The sequence below is a fragment of the Azospirillum thiophilum genome (assembly GCF_001305595.1).
Taxonomy (GTDB): Bacteria; Pseudomonadota; Alphaproteobacteria; order Azospirillales; family Azospirillaceae; genus Azospirillum; species Azospirillum thiophilum.
Genome location: NZ_CP012405.1, coordinates 235,582 through 253,698, shown reverse-complemented (window position 1 = coordinate 253,698; position 18,117 = coordinate 235,582). Strand labels below are relative to the sequence as shown.

The 18,117-nt window shown below is 68.0% G+C and carries 16 protein-coding genes; 4 read left to right on the top strand and 12 right to left on the bottom strand.

Annotated features, from left to right (window positions below):
* Window positions 1-25: 25 nt before the first annotated feature.
* From AL072_RS27205 to AL072_RS27165, 9 genes are all read right to left on the bottom strand, one after another.
* Window positions 26-271 (bottom strand): hypothetical protein, encoded by a 246-nt coding sequence (locus AL072_RS27205; protein ID WP_045585898.1) that lies wholly within the window; start codon window positions 269-271, stop codon window positions 26-28.
* 51 nt (window positions 272-322) lie between these two features.
* Window positions 323-1,345 (bottom strand): type I glyceraldehyde-3-phosphate dehydrogenase, encoded by a 1,023-nt coding sequence (gene gap, locus AL072_RS27200; protein WP_045585897.1) that lies wholly within the window; start codon window positions 1,343-1,345, stop codon window positions 323-325.
* Window positions 1,346-1,457: 112 nt separating this feature from the next.
* A complete protein-coding gene (gene pgk / locus AL072_RS27195) occupies window positions 1,458-2,228 on the bottom strand; it encodes a phosphoglycerate kinase (RefSeq protein ID WP_052710462.1) in 771 nt (256 codons plus the stop codon).
* A gap of 108 nt (window positions 2,229-2,336) precedes the next feature.
* Window positions 2,337-3,293, bottom strand: coding sequence for a DMT family transporter (locus tag AL072_RS27190; RefSeq protein WP_045585896.1), 957 nt, complete (start codon window positions 3,291-3,293; stop codon window positions 2,337-2,339).
* 64 nt (window positions 3,294-3,357) lie between these two features.
* Window positions 3,358-4,587: an acetate/propionate family kinase gene (locus AL072_RS27185; RefSeq protein ID WP_045585895.1), complete on the bottom strand. Its 1,230-nt coding sequence runs from the start codon at window positions 4,585-4,587 to the stop codon at window positions 3,358-3,360.
* Between the two features lie 11 nt (window positions 4,588-4,598).
* Window positions 4,599-6,041: a bifunctional enoyl-CoA hydratase/phosphate acetyltransferase gene (locus AL072_RS27180; protein ID WP_045585894.1), complete on the bottom strand. Its 1,443-nt coding sequence runs from the start codon at window positions 6,039-6,041 to the stop codon at window positions 4,599-4,601.
* Window positions 6,042-6,506: 465 nt separating this feature from the next.
* Window positions 6,507-7,784, bottom strand: coding sequence for a phosphopyruvate hydratase (gene eno / locus AL072_RS27175; RefSeq protein ID WP_045585893.1), 1,278 nt, complete (start codon window positions 7,782-7,784; stop codon window positions 6,507-6,509).
* Window positions 7,785-7,867: 83 nt separating this feature from the next.
* Window positions 7,868-8,749 (bottom strand): formate/nitrite transporter family protein, encoded by an 882-nt coding sequence (locus AL072_RS27170; RefSeq protein WP_045585892.1) that lies wholly within the window; start codon window positions 8,747-8,749, stop codon window positions 7,868-7,870.
* A 297-nt stretch (window positions 8,750-9,046) separates the two neighbouring features.
* On the bottom strand, window positions 9,047-9,985 hold the full coding sequence (locus AL072_RS27165) for a LysR family transcriptional regulator (protein ID WP_045585891.1): 939 nt from the start codon (window positions 9,983-9,985) through the stop codon (window positions 9,047-9,049).
* 98 nt (window positions 9,986-10,083) lie between these two features.
* On the opposite strand from AL072_RS27165, the gene AL072_RS27160 reads away from it, so the two are divergent.
* The 3 genes from AL072_RS27160 (at window position 10,084) to mazG (ending at window position 14,086) form a co-directional block, all read left to right on the top strand.
* Window positions 10,084-11,313 carry an MFS transporter gene (locus AL072_RS27160; RefSeq protein WP_045585890.1) on the top strand — a complete coding sequence of 410 codons (1,230 nt, stop codon included), beginning with the start codon at window positions 10,084-10,086 and terminating at the stop codon, window positions 11,311-11,313.
* Window positions 11,314-11,834: 521 nt separating this feature from the next.
* Window positions 11,835-13,034 carry an IS256 family transposase gene (locus AL072_RS27155; RefSeq protein WP_045582226.1) on the top strand — a complete coding sequence of 400 codons (1,200 nt, stop codon included), beginning with the start codon at window positions 11,835-11,837 and terminating at the stop codon, window positions 13,032-13,034.
* Between the two features lie 242 nt (window positions 13,035-13,276).
* Window positions 13,277-14,086, top strand: coding sequence for a nucleoside triphosphate pyrophosphohydrolase (mazG, locus tag AL072_RS27150; protein ID WP_045585889.1), 810 nt, complete (start codon window positions 13,277-13,279; stop codon window positions 14,084-14,086).
* Window positions 14,087-14,124: 38 nt separating this feature from the next.
* Here the strand turns inward: mazG and AL072_RS27145 are convergent, their stop codons facing one another.
* The 3 genes from AL072_RS27145 to AL072_RS27135 all read right to left on the bottom strand — a co-directional run bounded on the left by AL072_RS27145 (window position 14,125) and on the right by AL072_RS27135 (window position 17,077).
* Complete coding sequence (locus AL072_RS27145) at window positions 14,125-15,306, bottom strand: acetyl-CoA C-acyltransferase family protein (protein ID WP_045585888.1); 1,182 nt, start codon at window positions 15,304-15,306, stop codon at window positions 14,125-14,127.
* 33 nt (window positions 15,307-15,339) lie between these two features.
* Entirely contained in the window at window positions 15,340-16,143 is an 804-nt protein-coding gene (locus AL072_RS27140; protein ID WP_045585887.1) for an enoyl-CoA hydratase/isomerase family protein, read from the bottom strand.
* A 166-nt stretch (window positions 16,144-16,309) separates the two neighbouring features.
* Window positions 16,310-17,077, bottom strand: a complete 768-nt coding sequence (locus AL072_RS27135; protein WP_082109410.1) for a DeoR/GlpR family DNA-binding transcription regulator — start codon at window positions 17,075-17,077, stop codon at window positions 16,310-16,312.
* Between the two features lie 245 nt (window positions 17,078-17,322).
* On the opposite strand from AL072_RS27135, the gene deoC reads away from it, so the two are divergent.
* The gene (deoC, locus tag AL072_RS27130) at window positions 17,323-17,994 is read left to right on the top strand and encodes a deoxyribose-phosphate aldolase (RefSeq protein ID WP_045585886.1); all 672 of its coding nucleotides are present in this window, start codon (window positions 17,323-17,325) and stop codon (window positions 17,992-17,994) included.
* Window positions 17,995-18,117: the final 123 nt, after the last annotated feature.

Below are 18,117 nucleotides of genomic sequence, written 5' to 3'. Positions count from 1 at the left end.
GAGCGGGGGCGGTCGCTTGGCGCTATCAGCGGTCGCCCAGGTCGTGCTCGATCTCGGTGACCAGACGCTCGGCACAGTGCAGGGCTTGCCGGCGGTCCTCGTCGGTCATGCCCTGCATGGGATCGGATCGTGCCGGGAACGACTCCGACCGGCAGAGCCGGCGGCCCGATGCGCAGACCATCACTTCATAGTGGCGGCTGTCCTCGTTGAACAGGCACTCGGACTCGAAGCCCTTGGCGTCGGTTTCGGCCCACATGATCGTCTTGCTCATCGTCCGGCTCCTTTGGATCTGGGTCGGCGCCCTTGGTCGGCGGCGGGTGTCCTATTTGGCGTTCGCCATCGCGATGGCAGTGTCGGCCATGCGGTTGGAGAAGCCCCACTCGTTATCATACCAGGCCATGACGCGCACGAAATTGCCGTCGACGACCTTGGTCTCGTTCAGCGCGAAGGTCGAGCTGTGCGGATCGTGGTTGAAGTCCGACGAGACCAGCGCTTCGCTGTAGGCGCCCAGTACGCCCTTCAGCGGGCCGTTGGCGGCGTCGGAGATCGCCTTGGTGATCTCCTCGACCGAGGTGGCGCGGCCGGCAGTGAACTTGAAGTCGACGACCGACACGTTCGGGGTCGGCACGCGCATGGCGGTGCCGTCCAGCTTGCCCTTCAGTTCCGGCAGGACCTTGCCGACCGCCTTGGCCGCACCGGTCGAGGTCGGGATCATGTTCAGGGCCGCGGCGCGGGCGCGGTGCAGGTCCTTGTGGTTGGTGTCGACGATCCGCTGGTCACCCGTGTAGGAGTGGATCGTCGTCATGAAGCCCTTCTCGATGCCCACCAGATTGTGGAGCACATGGGCCACCGGGGCCAGGCAGTTGGTGGTGCAGGACGCGTTCGAGACGATCTTGTGCTCGGCCGTCAGCTTGTCGTGGTTGACGCCGTAGACGACGGTGATGTCCTCGTCGGTCGCCGGGGCGGAGATCAGCACCTTCTCGGCGCCGGCTTCCAGATGCTTGGCGGCGTCGGCGCGCTTGGTGAAGATGCCCGAGCATTCCATGGCGATCTCGATGCCCAGATCCTTCCACGGCAGCTTGGCCGGGTCACGCTCCTGCACGACCTTGATGGAGTGGCCGTTGACGATCAGGACGCCCCCTCCGTTTTCATCGACACCCGTCTCGATGGTGCCGGGGAAGCGGCCGTGGACGCTGTCGTACTTCAGCAGGTGCGCGTTGGCCTTGAGATCGGCCAGGTCGTTGATCGCCACCACCTCGACGTCCTTGCGGCCGCTCTCGTAGATGGCGCGCAGAACCAGACGGCCGATGCGGCCAAAACCGTTGATCGCTACCCGTACAGCCATGATCGTGCTCCAGTCGTTCCATTGCGGTCTCAAGCCGGCAGGGGGCGGAGACCCGTTTCAACCGAGGTGGCGGGGATTCGACCCGCCGGGGATTCGTTTTTTGAAGGCTGCCTCAGGCAGGGACGGCCCGCGTCGCGGGTCCGTCCAGCCGGGCCGCCAGGGACTCCCGGCTGGCGAGGTCGCTGAAACGGTCCGTCACCCCTGCCGCGGCCAGCGCGGCGAGGGTGTCCGCACCGGCGGCGACCGAGAACAGGCCGGCGTCGCGGGTGCGCCGGGCGATGAACCAGGCCAGCGCGTTGGTGCCGCCGTCGAAGGGGGCGATCTCGTAGACGCCGAGCGGCCCGGTCCACAGGACCGTGTGGGCCGCCTCGATGCGGGCGGTGAAGCGCGTCACCGTCGCCGGGCCGATGTCGAGGACCATGTCCTCCGGCCCGATGGCGGAGCAGGGAACGATGCGGTCCTCCGCCCCTTCCCGGGCTTCGCTCGCCACCACCACGTCGACCGGCAGCAACAGCTCGCAGCCGCAAGCCTTCGCCTTGTCCAGCAGGGTGCGGGTCCGGCCGATCAGGTCATGGTCGCACAGCGAGGCTCCCATCTCGGTGCCCGCCGCCGCCAGGAAGCTGTTGGCGATGCCACCGCCCAGCGCCAGCACGTCGACCCGCGTCACCAGCCGGGCCAGCAGGTCGAGCTTGCCGGACAGGCCGGTCCCGCCGACGATGGCGCAGAGCGTGGTGGCCGCCGGAACCTCCGGCCGTCCGGCCTTGTGGACCGGGGAGAAGGGCGCCGGGCCGGACGGAGTGTCCGCGTCCCGTCCGCCCTGGATCAGTCGCATCCGGCCGGCCAGGCGGGGAACCGGAGTGCTGTCGACATCGAACCTAGCCATGATGCCTGTCCTTTCCTTCATCAGGAAGTATATTAATATATCAGAAGCCGGCGCAAGAGCGTTCCGCCTCCTTTGGCCGGGGCCTGCCAAAATGCCGCAGAACGCGGCTCATGCCGTTCTGGCCGGCCCGGTGGTCTGCGGCTTCGGGCATAAGTCGGCCTCCGGCCGGGGAACGGCAGCCCGGCGGGTTTCGCGATACAGGATCAGCAGGCCGCTGCCGATGACGACGGTCGCGCCGATCAGCACATGGGGGGCGGGTACATCGCCCCAGACCAGCCAGCCGAGGATGGTTGCATAGATCAGGCTGGCATAGCTGAAGGGGCCGACCACCACCGCCCGGGCCAGCGAATAGGCGCGGGTGCTGAAATACTGGGCGCCGCCGCCGGCGATGCCCATCGCCGCCATCAGCACGAGCGACCATGCGTCCGGAGTGGTCCAGCCGAAGGGCAGGGCGAGCGCGCTGAGCAGGGTCGAGATCACGGTGAAGTAGAAGACGGTGGTCACCGGCTTCTCGGTGCGGCCGAGCTGCCGCATGGCGATCATCGCCAGGGCGTAGCAGACGGCGGCGGTCAGGGCGACCATGGCGCCGCGGTCGACCATGTCGGGGCCGGGCCGCACCATAATCAGCACCCCGGCGAAGCCGACCACCACGGCCCCCCAGCGGAAGGGGCCGACCCGCTCCCCCAGCAGCGGCACCGACAGGGCGGTGAGGAACAGCGGGGCGGAGTAGGAGATGGCCACGGCATTCGCCAGCGGCATCAGGTGGTAGGCCCAGAACAGCAGCACCATCGAGGCCAGCCCGACGATGGCGCGCCACAGATGGCCCGGCCAATGCTCGGTGTGCAGGCAGCGCCGCCCGCCGCCGGCGACGACCATGGCGACGGCCGGCAGCAGGGCGAACAGGTTGCGGAAGAAGGTGACTTCGCCCAGCGAATAGCGTTCGGCCAGGATCTTGGCGAGGGCGTTCATGATGGTCATCAACACCATCGCCAACAGCATCGACAGGATGCCGAGCCGGACATTCTCCGGCGGCTGGGCGGTGGGTTGGGTGGGAACCTGTTCCATGATGCCCTTCGCTGAAGGACGGCCCCCCAGCACCATTGCCGGGGGGCAAAGGGGACCGCCGCGGTCAGGCCGCCCGGCTCAGCGCCTCTGCGGCGATGACGCCCAGGGTGTGGCGGGCGATCATCCGTTCCTCGTCGGTCGGGATGATGAAGACCGGCACCCGGCTCTCCTGGGCGGAGATGCGCGTCGCCTTGGCCCGGTTGGCCGCCGGGTCGAGGGCGAGGCCGAGCCAGGACAGCTTTTCCACCACACGCGAGCGGACCAGGGTCGAGTTCTCGCCGACGCCGGCGGTGAAGACCACCGCGTCCAGCCCGCCCATCGAGCCGGCCAGCGCCGCGACCTGCTTGGCGACATTGTGGCAGAACAGCTCGACGGCCTCGGCCGCGGCCGGCTGGTCGGAATTCTCCAGGTCGCGCATGTCGTTGGAGATGCCCGACACGCCCAGCATGCCCGACTTGTGGTAGAGCAGCTTTTCCAGCTCGTCGGCGCCGTAGCCCTTCTCGCGCATCAGGTAGATCAGCACGCCGGGGTCGATGGCGCCCGGCCGGGTGCCCATCGGCACGCCGTCCAGCGCGGTGAAGCCCATGGTGCTGTCGACGCTGTGGCCGGCGCGCATGGCGCACAGGCTGGCGCCGCTGCCGAGATGGCAGACCACGACATGCGCGTCGGCCAGTTCCGGCGCCACCTGGGGCAGGCGCTGCGCGATGTACTCGTAGCTCAGGCCGTGGAAGCCGTAGCGGCGGATGCCTTCCGCCGTCAACTCGCGCGGAATGGCGAAGGTCTGCGACTGCCAGGGCTGGGTCTGGTGGAAGGCGGTGTCGAAGCAGGCGACCTGCGGCAGCGACGGGTAGACCTGGGCCAGCGCCCGCATGGCGGCGATGTTGTGCGGCTCATGCAGGGGAGCGAGCGGGATCAACTCCTCCAGCTGGTCGAGCACCGTCGCCGTCACCCGCACCGGCTGGGAGAAGCGGGTGCCGCCATGGACGACGCGATGGCCGGCGGCCACCAGCGTGGCCCCCTTCAGCGTGTCGCCGATCCAGTCGAGCAGATGGTGGAGAAGCTCCGGCCGGCCCGGATTCTCGCCCGCCGGCCAGCTGTGGTCGGCCAGCTTGTGGCGGGCGGCGTCCTTCGCCTCGAAGCGCGGGGCGGTGCCGATGCCGGAGATCTGGCCTGTGACGACCGCTTCCAGCTCGGCGGCGCTGCCACCTTGGAAGACGGAGAATTTCAGGCTGGAGGAGCCGGCATTGACGACGAGGCAGGCGTCGCTGCCGGATTTGGAGGAGGATGCGACCATGACGAGGGGTCCTATTCGGCGGCCAGCGACAGCGTCGGCCGGCGTTGCGAGGCGGCGAGCAGCGATGCGACCGCGCAGGAGGCGAGGCGGGTGCGCACATTGTCGGCGCGGCTGGTCAGGATGATCGGAACCCGCGCGCCCAGCACGATGCCGGCGGCGTCGGCGTTGGCGAGGAAGGACAGCTGCTTGGCCAGCATGTTGCCGGCTTCCAGGTCCGGGACCAGCAGGATGTCGGCCTGGCCGGCGACCGGGGAATTGATGCCCTTGGTGATGGCGGCCTCGCGGCTGATGGCGTTGTCGAAGGCCAGCGGGCCGTCGAGGATGCCGCCGGTGATCTGGCCGCGGTCGGCCATCTTGCACAAGGCCGCGGCTTCCAGCGTGGTGGCGATCTTCGGGTTCAGCGTCTCGACCGCCGAGAGGATGGCGACGCGCGGAACCTCGACGCCCAGCACCTTGGCGAGGTCGATGGCGTTCTGGGTGATGCTGACCTTGTCTTCCAGCGTCGGGTAGATGTTGATCGCCGCATCGGTGATCAGCAGCGCCCGCGGGTATGTCGGCACGTTCATGACGAAGACGTGGCTGAGCCGGCGGTTGGTGCGCAGGCCGGTCTCCTTGCGGACGACCTCGCTCATCAGCTCGTCGGTGTGCAGGCTGCCCTTCATCACCGCCTCGGCCTCGCCGGCACGGGCGAGCGCGACGGCGGTCTGGGCGGCGGCGTGGCTATGCGGCACGTCGACAATGCGGAAGCGGGCGATGTCGAGCCCCTTGGACGCGGCCAGCGCCTTCAGCTTCTCGGCCGGACCGACCAGGATCGGGTCGATCAGCCCGGCTTCGGCCGCCTCGACGGCGCCGCGCAGCGAGCTCTCGTCGCAGGGATGGGCGACGGCGGTCAGCACCGGCGGCAGCTCGTCGCATTTGCGCAGGAGCGCGTCGTGCTTGTCGTGGCGGATCATCTGGATCTGCGGCAGCTCATGCGCCGGACGGATGACCTTCTGGGTCGGGGCGATCACCTCGGCGGTGCCCAGCACCACCACCTCGCCGTCCTGGTTGGTGCAGACGCAGTCGAAGACGACGATGTTCTTGGCCGGCCGCTTCTCGATCACCGTGACGGTGGCGGTAACGACGTCGCCCAGCCCCACCGGGCGGCGGAACTGCAGGCTCTGTCCGGCATAGAGCGAACCGGCGCCCGGCAGGGTGGTGCCCAGCACGCCGGAGATCAGCGAGCCGGACCACATGCCCGGTCCGATCACCTTCTGGAAGCGGCTGTCGGCCGCGAATTTCGGGTCCAGGTGGGCCGGGTTGATGTTGCCCGACACGGTGGCGAACAGCTCGACATCCGTCAGCGTCAACTGGCGCGACAGGCTGGCCGACTGGCCGATCTGGATTTCGTCGAAGGTCACATTCTCGACCGCGGCGCTGGCGCCGTTGCCGAAAGCTTCACCACTGGCACGCATTGTCTGAACACTCCGGTTGACCGGGTCGAGCGAACGGCCCGTCTGTGCGGTCCGATGGGGCGGCGTCTCAAAAATCGGGGACGTTCCGCCGCCATGTGTGCGCCGGCTTCAACGCCGCGCGGGAACCATAAATATATTAATATATCAAGTGTGCATTGCAACACGAAACCAAGCGGAACCGGCGGCCTTGACACTATGCCGCAGCTGCGGCGGAAGGGGCGTCGGAGCCGGGGCCGGTGGGGACCTGCGGGGCTTCCCCCTCCCCCCGGGGAGAGACGGGAGGAGGGGGCCAAGGGCGAGACGTCTCAGCGATCACGACGCTCGCCGCCCGTCCATGAAATCCCTTTGGGGCAGCCGTCCCACCCTTTGCCGCCTCTCCGGGGGCGGGAGAGGGCGGGGCGGGGCGGCTGCCGGGCGTCGGGATCCCAGGAGCTCTGAAACCCTTTGACGAAACCCTTTGGCGGATCAGGCCTTGAGGATGCCGCGGCCGGCGAAACGGGCCGCGACGCCGAGCTGCTCCTCGATGCGGATCAGCTGGTTGTACTTGGCGAGGCGGTCGGAACGGCTGAGCGAGCCGGTCTTGATCTGGCCGCAGTTGGTGGCGACGGCGAGGTCGGCGATGGTGCTGTCCTCTGTCTCGCCCGAGCGGTGCGACAGCACGGCGGTGTAGCCGGCCTTGTGCGCCATGTCGACCGCTTCCAGCGTCTCCGACAGGGTGCCGATCTGGTTGACCTTGACCAGGATCGAGTTGGCGACGCCGCGCTTGATGCCGTCGGCCAGGCGCTTGGGGTTGGTGACGAACAGGTCGTCGCCGACCAGCTGCACCTTGGAGCCGATGGCGTCGGTCAGCGCCTTCCAGCCCTCCCAGTCGTCCTCGGCCATGCCGTCCTCGACCGAGATGATCGGATAGCGGCCGACCAGATCGGCCCAGTAGGCGACCATCTGCTCGGGCGACAGCGACTTGCCCTCGCCGGCCAGCTCATACTTGCCGTTCTTGAAGAACTCGGTCGAGGCGGCGTCGATGGCGAGCATGACGTCGTCGCCCGGCCGGTAGCCGGCGGCCTCGATCGCCTTCATGACGAAGCCGAGCGCATCCTCGGTCGAGGCGAGGTTGGGGGCGAAGCCGCCCTCGTCGCCGACATTGGTGTTGTGGCCGGCGTCCTTCAGCTTCTTCTTCAGCGACTGGAAGATCTCGGAGCCCATGCGGATGGCGTCGGCGCCGGTCTCGGCGCCCACCGGCATGATCATGAATTCCTGGATGTCGATCGGGTTGTCGGCATGGGCGCCGCCGTTGATGATGTTCATCATCGGCACCGGCAGCAGCGACGAGAAGGCGCCGCCGACGTAACGATAGAGCGGCAGGCCGGCATCCTCGGCGGCGGCGCGCGCCACCGCCAGCGAAACACCCAGGATGGCGTTGGCGCCCAGGCGGCTCTTGTTCTCGGTGCCGTCGATCTCGATCATGGTCATGTCGAGCACGCGCTGGTCGGCGGCGTCCATGCCGATCAGGGCCTTGGACAATTCGCCGTTGACCGACTGCACGGCCTTCAGCACGCCCTTGCCGCCGAAGCGGCTCATGTCGCCGTCGCGCAGCTCGACCGCCTCATGGGCGCCGGTGGAGGCGCCCGACGGCACCGCGGCGCGGCCGAAGGCGCCGCTGTCCAGGGAGACGTCGACCTCGACGGTCGGGTTGCCGCGGCTGTCGAGGATTTCGCGGGCGTGGATTTCGGTGATGGCGCTCATGGGAAGGGATGTCCCGTATCTAGGAGGTATCTTGGGGAGATATTTGGGGGAGGTGTCTCGTGCCGGTGCCGCGTCAGGGCCGCTCAGTGCAGCTTGGGGCGCCGGTAGATGAACCAGTAGACGGCGCCGACCATGACCGCTCCACCGATCCAGTTGCCGATGGTGACGGCGACGAGGTTGACCAGATAATGGCCGACCGGGATGGAGGGCGCGGCGCGGCCGAGATCGGCCCAGAAGCTGGCGGGGGCGCCCCATTCGATCAGCAAGCCGAGCGGGACGAAATACATGTTGGCGACGCAGTGTTCGAAGCCGGCGGCGACGAAGGCGGCAACCGGGAAGGTGATCGCCAGGATCTTGTCGCCGACGCTGCGGGCGCCCAGCGCCAGCCACACCGCGAGACAGACCAGCACGTTGCAGAGGATGCCCAGGAAGAAGGCCTGACCGGTCGGCAGCGAACTCTTGGACATGGCGAAATAGAGGGCCGACGCGCCGACCGCGCCATGGCCGAAGGTGTATTGCCCGGACAGGAACACCAGCAGCGCGGTGCCGGCGGCGCCGACGAAATTGCCGATCCACACCGTGGTCCACACCCGCATCATCTCGCGGGCATGCAGCCGGCCGCTGGCCCAGGCCATAACCATCAGCGCGTCGCCGGTGAACAGCTGTGCCCCGCCGACGATCACCAGGATCAACCCCATCGAGAAGACCAACCCGCCCAGCAGGCGGGTCAGCCCGTAGGGCAGCATGCCGTCCGCCCCCGACATCACGACGGTGGCGAACAGGCCGCCCAGCGCGATGAAGGCACCGGCGAGGACCGCCAGGGCGAACAGGGTGGGGGTGTCGTAATGGGCCTTCTTCACGCCGAGATTCTCGGCGGCGAGCGCAATGGCGTCAGGCATCAGTGCGTCGAGGGTCTGAGGGGTCGGCTGGCTCCAGCCGCCCACATCCTTGCTGTCCATGTTCATCGCTCGATGTCCTTGGCTCGATGTCCTTGCTGCCGCGCCCCGATGCCGGTCCGATGCCGGTCTTGGGGGTGGGGCCGGGTTTCGCGCCCGCCTTGTAGCTTTACTACATACTCTCGTCGGTCCGGCCCTGGCAAGCGCATCGCCCGGGTAATTCGGTCGCAGGGGGAGCCCGGATTCAGTGAGGAAAAGCGAGATTTTTCAGGGAAGACGAACCGATGCCTGCGCCGGTTGAGGTTCTGTAGTGTTGCTACATCATGACAGTGCGCATCCGGTCCGCCGCACTGCGGCGCGAACCGCCTATGGTGCCTGGACCGTGCCGAAGGCGACGGGAACGGCACGCCGCATCACCTCGATGAAGCGGCGCAGGCGGGCCGGCTGGAAGCGGGCCGGCGGATAGACCAGATTGACCGGCAGCGCCGCCGCCTGCCAGTCCGGCGCCAGATGCAGCAGCCGGCCAGCCGCCAGATCCTCGACCATCGCCCAGTGCGACCCGATGGCGGCGCCCAACCCCTCGATCGCCGCATTGCGCACCGCCTGCAACCCGTCGGTGGACAGGCGCGGCCGGATCGGGAAGCGCGCGATCTCGCCGGTTCCGGCATGGGTCAGCGTCACCTCGTCCCGGTAGAAGGTGCGCAAGGCCAGCCACGGCAGTTCCGCCAGTTCGGACGGGTGGGACGGCACCGGCCGGCCGGCGAGCAGGGCAGGGGCGGCCACCGCGATCCGCGGCACCTCGGCCAGCCGGAGCGCGATGACCGACGGATCGCCGATCTCGCCCACGCGGATGGCGCAGTCGATGCCTTCGGCGATGAAGTCCGGCATGCGGTCGTGCAGCAGCCACTCCACCGTCATCCGCGGGTAGCGTCGCAGATAATCGGCCAACGGTCCGATCAACTGCTGCTGTCCGAAGGCATGGGGCGCGACCACCCGCAAATGCCCGGACGGCTGGTCGTCGGCCCCGCGCACGTCGCTTTCCAGCATCTGCCAGCCGTCGAGCAGATCCTTGGCCCGCTCGTAGCAGCGCGCACCGTCCTCGGTCAGCTTCATCCGATGGGTCGACCGTTGCAGCAGCCGGACGCCCAGCAGGCGCTCCAGCTGCTGCAGACGGCGGCTGATCGTCGGCTGGGTGCTGCCCAACTGCGCCGCCGCCGCCGAAAGGCTGCCGGAATCGACGATGCGGATGAAGGTTTCCAACAGGGCAATGCGGTCGCTGCCGATGGGAAGAAGATCGCCGTTCATACGCCCAGTGTATAACAAATCTACACCCTGTTCGGCTACCATGCATGGATTTTCAGGGCCATTATCCCCCTCAACCAAGCCCTTGAGGGGATGACACGATGTCCAGCATTCAAGATGCGCATGAAAGCCCGATTGCCATGCCGGCGGTGCGCGAGACCGGGCTGAGCCAGCCTCTGGTCCTCCTGCTAGCGGCCGGTGCCGGTCTGGCCGTTGCCTCGCTCTATTACAGCCAACCGATGCTGGGGGTTCTCGGCGCCGACATCCAGGCCGACGACCGCGCGGTCGGCTGGGTGCCGACGATGACGCAACTCGGCTACGCCTTCGGCATCCTGTTGCTGGCGCCGCTGGGCGACCGGTTCGACCGGCGCCGGATCATCCTGGCCAAGGCCGCCGTCCTGGCAGCGGGCTTGCTGGCGGCGGGGTTGGCTCCGTCCATCGGCGCGCTGCTGGGGGCGAGCCTCGTGCTCGGGCTGTCGGCGACGATGGCGCAGGACATCGTGCCGGCCGCCGCCGCGCTGGCCCCTGCCGAACATCGCGGCCGGGCGGTGGGCACGGTGATGACCGGGCTGCTGCTGGGCATCCTGCTGTCGCGAGTCGTCAGCGGTGCGGTCGCCGAGCATTTCGGCTGGCGGGCGGTGTTCATGGCGGCGGCGGGGAGCATCGCGCTGCTGGCCGTTGCGCTGTGGCGCGGGTTGCCGCGTTTCACACCGACGACCGACCTGCGCTATGGCGAGCTGCTGGCGTCGCTGGCCGTGCTGTGGAGCCGTCATGCCGCGTTGCGCCGGGCGGCGCTGGCGCAGGGACTGCTGTCGCTGGGCTTCAGCGCCTTCTGGTCGACACTGGCCGTCATGCTGCATGGCGCGCCGTTCCATCTGGGGGCCGCCGCCGCCGGTGCCTTCGGCCTGGCCGGTGCGGCGGGTGCGCTGGTGGCGCCGGTCGCCGGCCGCATCGCCGACAGCCGCGGGCCGGAGCTGATGACCCGGCTGGGTGCCGGTCTGGCCGTTCTGTCCTTCGCCGCAATGGCGCTGTCCCCGTGGGTGCCGGAGGATGGCCGCCTGTGGCTGCTGGTGGCGAGCGCCGTCGGCTTCGACCTCGGCGTCCAGGCGTCCCTGATCGCCCATCAGACCATCGTCTATGGCATCGACCCGGCAGCCCGCAGCCGCCTGAACGCCGTGCTGATGGTGGGAATGTTCATCGGCATGGCGGCCGGCGCCACGCTGGGCAGCCAGGCTCTGGCGATCTGGGGGTGGAACGGCGTGGTCGCCGTCGCCACTGCCGCCTCGGCCGGTGCGCTTGCCCTGCGGCTCGCCACCCGGACCGGCCGATAAGGATCAGGCGATAAGGACCGGGCCATTACTGAAATCGCCCTTGCCATAGGGGGAGACGCTCCGGGATCATGCGATGTCGCATGATCCCGGAGCGTCGTGTATTTCCATAATGATTATTATGTGCTTATACCCTGTGTAAGCGCAAAGCTAAAATGTCAGTCCAGTGCACCATAGACCTGTCAGTCCTGCCTCTGGGGGGGACGCTGGAAGGATATTATTCCTGATTTTTCTCCGTATCGGGATTTGTGGTAGGCTTCCACACCCGAACCCTGTTGTGGAGAGCCCTCATGCTCCAACCTCAATTCCAGTTTCCTGCCCCGATGGCTGCGCGCAGTGAACAGTGGAACAGGGGGGAAAAGGTCGTGCCCCACGGGGTGGTGTAGGAGCTGTGGGGAACCGGCCCGCCGTAGCGCCCTCCGATGGCTGGCGTAGGCGGGCCGGTTATCCATAGCGGGGCGGTCATCGCGGTTCTTCGATAGAGTCTGGTCACCACACCTCAACCCGACCGAAGGGTGACCACGATGACCGACGAGATGATGGCGCTTCGCGCGATGCTTGAGAAGGGCGCGGATGCCGATGTTCTGCGCGAGATGATCGGCTTTGCTGCCGAGCGGCTGATGGAGTTGGAGGTGCAGGGCCTGACCGGCGCCGGTCATGGCGAACGGTCGGCCGAGCGACTGGTTCAGCGCAACGGCTATCGCGATCGCGACTGGGAAACTCGAGCCGGCACCGTCGAGCTGCGCATTCCCAAACTGCGCAAGGGCTCCTACTTCCCCGGCTTTCTGGAGCCGCGGCGGATGGCTGAGAAGGCGCTGACGGCGGTGATCCAGGAGGCCTACATCCAGGGCATCTCGACGCGCTCGGTGGACGATCTGGTCCAGGCCATGGGAATGTCTGGCATCTCCAAGAGCCAGGTCAGTCGGTTGTGCGCCGAGATCGACGAGCGGGTTAAGACCTTTCTCGGCCGTCCCATCGAGGGCGACTGGCCCTACCTGTGGCTGGATGCCACCTACGTGAAGGTGCGCCAGAACGGACGCATCGTTTCGGTCGCCGTGACCATCGCGGTGGCGGTCAACACCGACGGCCGGCGCGAGGTGCTGGGCATGGACATCGGCCCGTCCGAGGCGGAAACCTTCTGGATCGAGTTCCTACGCAAGCTCAAGCGCCGTGGTCTGAGCGGCGTCAAGCTGGTGATCTCCGACGCCCATGGCGGCATCAAGGCCGCCGTCACCCGGGTCTTCCAGGCGACGTGGCAAAGGTGCCGGGTCCATTTCTCCAGGACAGCGCTCACCCACGCCGGCAAGAGCGGACGCCGTGTCGTGGCGGCCTTCATCGCCACGGCCTTCGCCCAGGACGATGCGGCATCTGCTCGCACGCAGTGGCGGCAAGTGGCCGATCAGGTCCGGGCCAAGCTGCCGAAGCTGGCCACCCTGATGGACGAGGCGGAAGAAGACGTCCTGGCCTACATGACCTTTCCCAGGGAGCATCGGGCCAAGCTCCACTCGACAAACCCGATTGAACGTCTCAACGGCGAGATCAAGCGGCGCACCGAGGTTGTCGGCATATTTCCCAACGAGGAAGCGATTACGAGGCTCATCGGCGCCATCCTCTTGGAGCAAAACGATGAATGGGCCGTTCAGCGGGCACGCTACATGACGCTGGAAACCATCGCCCCGCTCGGCGATGATCCCATCGTCAGCCTGCCCGCTGTGGCCGCCTGACCATCCGGCCAGACCGGCCGGAGAACCTGATGAGCGACCCAGATCCTACACCACTCCTCGGGGCATGATCTGGGAAAATGTTTCACCCGGTTTCAAATGTTCCATTCGCCGGGGATCATGCATGCGGGTTCCGGAGGTGAACCGCCGTCGGCCATGGCCCTCCCCGCTTCCCCCGCCCGCCCCGCTCGGCTATCGTCGCGGTCCCTCCCCTTCCCCTCCCCCGTATCCGGAGACGGCACGACATGACCCGCAACATCGACCGGCTGATCGAGGTGATGGCGCGGCTGCGGAATCCCGACGGCGGCTGTCCGTGGGATCTGGAGCAGACCTACCGCAGCATCGCGCCGCACACGATCGAGGAGGCCTATGAGGTCGCCGACGCCATCGAGAAGGATGACAAGGCCGCCCTTCGCGAAGAGCTTGGCGATCTGCTGTTCCAGGTCGTCTATTACAGCCAGATGGCACACGAGGAGGGGCTGTTCGACTTCGACGAGGTCGCTGGCGTCATCACCGACAAGATGATCCGCCGCCACCCCCACGTCTTCGGACCGGACGAGGTGAAGACCGCCGACCATCAGACCTCGCGTTGGGAAGACCACAAGGCGGCCGAGCGTGCGGCCAAGGCGGCCGAGGAGGGGCGGGCGCCGTCGGCGCTGGAGGGTGTCATCGCCGGATTGCCGGCGCTGACCCGGGCGCTGAAGCTGCAGAACCGCGCCGCGCGGGTCGGCTTCGACTGGACCGACGCCCGCGACATCCTCGACAAGATCGAGGAGGAGGTGCGGGAATTGCGGGCGGAAATGGACGCCGGATCGGCGCAGGAGCGGGTCGCGGACGAGATGGGCGACCTGCTGTTCGCCCTGGTCAACCTCGCCCGCCGGCTGAAGGTCGAGCCGGAATCGGCGCTGCGCGGCACCAACGCCAAGTTCGAACGCCGTTTCCACCGGATCGAGGCGCTGCTGGAGGCCCAGGGCCGCAAGCCGCAGGACGCCACGCTGGACGAAATGGAAGCATTCTGGCAGCAGGCCAAGCGGGAGGAGCGCGGCGAAGGGTAGACGTCCTCCCCCTCAGACCGCGCTCCGGGGTGCCGGCGTCACACCCGCTCGAAGATCGCGGCGATGCCCTGGCCGCCGCCGATGCACATCGTCACCAGCGCATAGCGTCCGCCGCTGCGGTGCAGCTCGTGGATCGCCTTCACCGTGATGATGGCACCGGTCGCGCCCACCGGGTGGCCGAGCGAGATGCCGGAGCCGTTGGGGTTCACCTTGGCCGGATCGAAATCCAGCTCGCGGATGACCGCGCAGGCCTGCGCCGCGAAGGCCTCGTTCGATTCGATGACGTCGAGGTCGGCGACCGACAGGCCGGTACGCTCCAGAACCTTGCGGGTCGCCGGGATCGGGCCGATGCCCATGTAATCGGGCTCGACGCCCGCATGGGCGTAGCCGACCAGGCGGGCCAGCGGCTTCAGCCCCAGCGCCTCGGCCCGGCGGGCGTCGGCCAGCACCACGGCGGCGGCGCCGTCGTTCAGGCCGGATGCGTTGCCGGCGGTCACCGATCCGTCCTTCCGGAAGACCGGCTTCATCTTCGCCAGCCCTTCGGGCGTGACGTCTCCACGGACATGCTCGTCGGTATCGAAGACGACGGTGCCCTTGCGCGACGCGATCTCCACCGGGACGATCTGCTCCTTGAACCGCCCTTCGGCGATGGCGCGCGCGGCGCGGCGCTGGCTTTCGATCGCCAGGGCATCCTGCGCCTCGCGGTCGATGCCGTAGCGGGCGGCGACATTCTCGGCGGTGACGCCCATGTGAATCTTCTGCCACGGGTCGTGCAGGATGCCGTTCATGTAGTCGACCAGCGCGCCGTCGCCGAGCCGGGTTCCCCAGCGGGCGCCCGGCACGAAATAGGGACCGCGGCTCATCGATTCGGCACCGGCTCCGATGGCGACGTCGCAGTCGCCGAGCGCGATGGACTGCGCCGCCGAGACGATGGCCTGCAGGCCGGAGCCGCACAGCCGGTTGACGTTGAAGGCCGGCACGCCGATGGGAATGCCGGCGTCGATCGCCGCGACCCGGCTGAGATAGGCATCGTTGGTCTCGGTCGGGATGACGTTGCCCATCACCACATGGCCGACCGCATCGGCCGCGGCACCGGAGCGCTCCAGCGCGGCCTTCACCGCGACGGTGGCGAGCCGGGTCGGCGGCACATCCTTCAGGCTGCCGCCGAACCCGCCGATGGCGGTACGGGCGGCGCCGACGATGACGATGTCGTTCTGCATGGTTCGATCCATTTGTCGGGCGGAGGAGAAGGGTCAGCGGCCGGTGAAGTCCGGCTTGCGCTTGGCGACGAAGGCGGCGATGCCCTCGCGGAAATCGGCCGTTTCGGCAGTGGCCAGGAAGCGGTCGCGTTCGGCGTCCAGCTGCCCGTCCAGCGTCCGGGCGAAGGATTGCCGCAACAGGTGGCGGATGCCGGCATAGGCGGCGGTCGGACCGGCGGCCAGACGGGCGGCGAGCGCCGCGGCCTCCCCGGCCAGGGCCGCCGCCGGCACGACCCGGTTGACCAGGCCGACCCGCAGCGCCTCCGCGGCATCGATCACGTCGGACAGCATCGCCAGTTCCATGGCCCGGCGCAGGCCGACCAGACGCGGCAGGTGGTAGCTGCCCGACCCGTCCGGCGTGGCTCCGATGCGGGCATAGGCCATGGTGAACCTGGCGTCGTCGGCGGCGATGCAGAGATCGGCCGCGCAGGCGAGGCTCATCCCCGCCCCGGCCACCGGCCCATGCACGGCAGCCAGTACAGGCACATCGAGCCGGTCGAGGATGCGCAGGGACTCGTGCAGATGGGCGATGATGGCGCCCGCCACCTCGGGTGCCGAGGCGGGATCGTCGTTGAAGCGGCCGACATCGCCGCCGGCCATGAAGCCCCGGCCGTTTCCGGCGATCGCCAGCACGCGCGTCGGTCCCCGTCCGCCCTCCTCCGCCACGCTGCGGCAGGCATCGCGGAAGGCGGCGGCGGTGGGTTCGTCCAGCGCATTGAGAACGGTGGGGCGGTTGAACCTGATCCACGCCACGGCACCCTCGCGGATGAGCAGGACCGGCGGGGCGGTGTCGGTCATCGTGGCGTCTCCCTGAATTCCATCGTCAGGAAGGTATGTTACCGGACGGTGCGGGCTGTCAACCGTCCGCTTACCCCAAAGGTAAGCCGGCTGCCCTGCGCAGGATTGCGCATCGCGGAAGCGGCCGCAGGGCTTCCTGGGTAACCGCCCTCGACGTGCGCGCGGTTCAGGCCAGCACGCTCCGGACGCCGGCCTCAGCCAGCCGCTCGGACCGCGCCGCATCGATCCCGCGGTCGCAGCACAGGAGGTCGAAGCCGTCGAGCTTGGCGAAAAATGCCGGCTTGACCTGATCGAACTTGGACGAATCGATCACCAACGCCTTTGTCAGGGCATTGGCGATGGCGGCCTGCTTGATCTCCACCTCGTGGAAGTTGGAGCAACTGATCCCCAGCGCTTCATGCACGCCGCCGGCCGAGATGAAGGCGGTGTTGATGCCGATCCCTCGCAGCATCTCCAGGGATTCCGGGCTGGAAAAGGATGCCGAGGATGCATGGTAGAGGCCGCCCAGCATGACCACGCGCACGCCCGGCTTCCGGCAGACGATTTCAGCGATGTTCATCGCATAGCAGACGACGGTGATCCGGCTGTCGGGCGGGATGCGGCTGGCCAGATGGGGTGTGGTGGTGCCGCAGTCGATGAAGACTGTCTCGCCGGGCTTCAGCAAGGTCGCCGCCGCCTCGCAGGCCGCACGCTTCATCTCGATATGCGCGTCCCGCTCGCGGTCAAGGATGTACCCCATGCCGCCCGGTGCTTCCAACCCGCCGGCGATATAGCCGCCGAGGTAGGTGAAGCGCCCATGGCATGAGGCGACATCCCGCCGCACGGTCATCTCGGAAACCCCCAGCAGTTGGGCCGCATCCTTCAGCCGGAGATAGCCCCCGGTTTCCAACGCGGTCTGCAACCGGCTCAGGCGATCGGCCCTTCTCATCGACATGTCCGCATCCCGCACCACTTCGATCCGCCCAGTTCACGCGCGGCCGCACCCTAGCAATCCGGACGGGTTAAACCCAATGGCTTGCTGCCCGGATTGCGGCGGTTGTCGCTACGCTCACACAGGCATGCATTCATCTTGACACACCGGTCAGCATGGTGAAACTATCCTATCAGAAAATGTTAGGATGTTAACATCCAGACGCATAAAAGGAGAGGCCCCGCGAGGGTCTCCCCGGGAGGATCAAGATGCCCGTGTCCAGCGTCCCGACGGCGCCGGCCGATCTGGCTTCGTTCATCGACCATACCCTGCTGCGACCCGACGCACTGCCCGCCGATGTCGCGCGGCTGTGTGACGAGGCACGGACGCACGCCTTCAAGGCGGTCTGCGTCAATCCGATCTTCATTCCGCAGGTGACGGAGCGGCTGGCCGGCTCGAATGTCGCCCCCTGCGCCGTGATCTGCTTCCCGTTCGGCGCCGATCCCACCGCGATCAAGACGCATGCCGCCGAATGGGTTGTCCGTCATGGCGCCCGCGAGGTCGACATGGTGATCCCCATCGGCCTGCTGAAGGCCGGCGAAGCGGCTGCCGTGCGTGATGACATCGCTGCGGTCAAGCGGGCCTGCGGCGGCGCGCTGCTGAAGGTCATCATCGAGACCAGCCTGCTGACCGACGACGAGAAGGTGCTGGCCTGCCGGCTGTCGCAGGAGGCCGGGGCCGATTTCGTCAAGACCTCCACCGGATTCGCCGGCGGCGGCGCCACCGCCGAGGATGTGGCGCTGATGCGCCGCACCGTCGGCGACGCGATGGGCGTCAAGGCGTCGGGCGGCGTGCGGACCACCGAGGATGCCCGCCGCATGATCGCGGCCGGCGCTTCGCGGATCGGAGCCAGCGCCAGCGTGGCGATCGTCGGCGGCTGACGGCGTCCGCACATGTCGAGGCGCATGCGCCGGGCGGGCGGGTGTTCCGTCCGTTCCACCCGGCGCAGCATCACCAAAAAACGGAACGACGCGGAGTGGGGTGGCAAACACCCCGGCACCGCC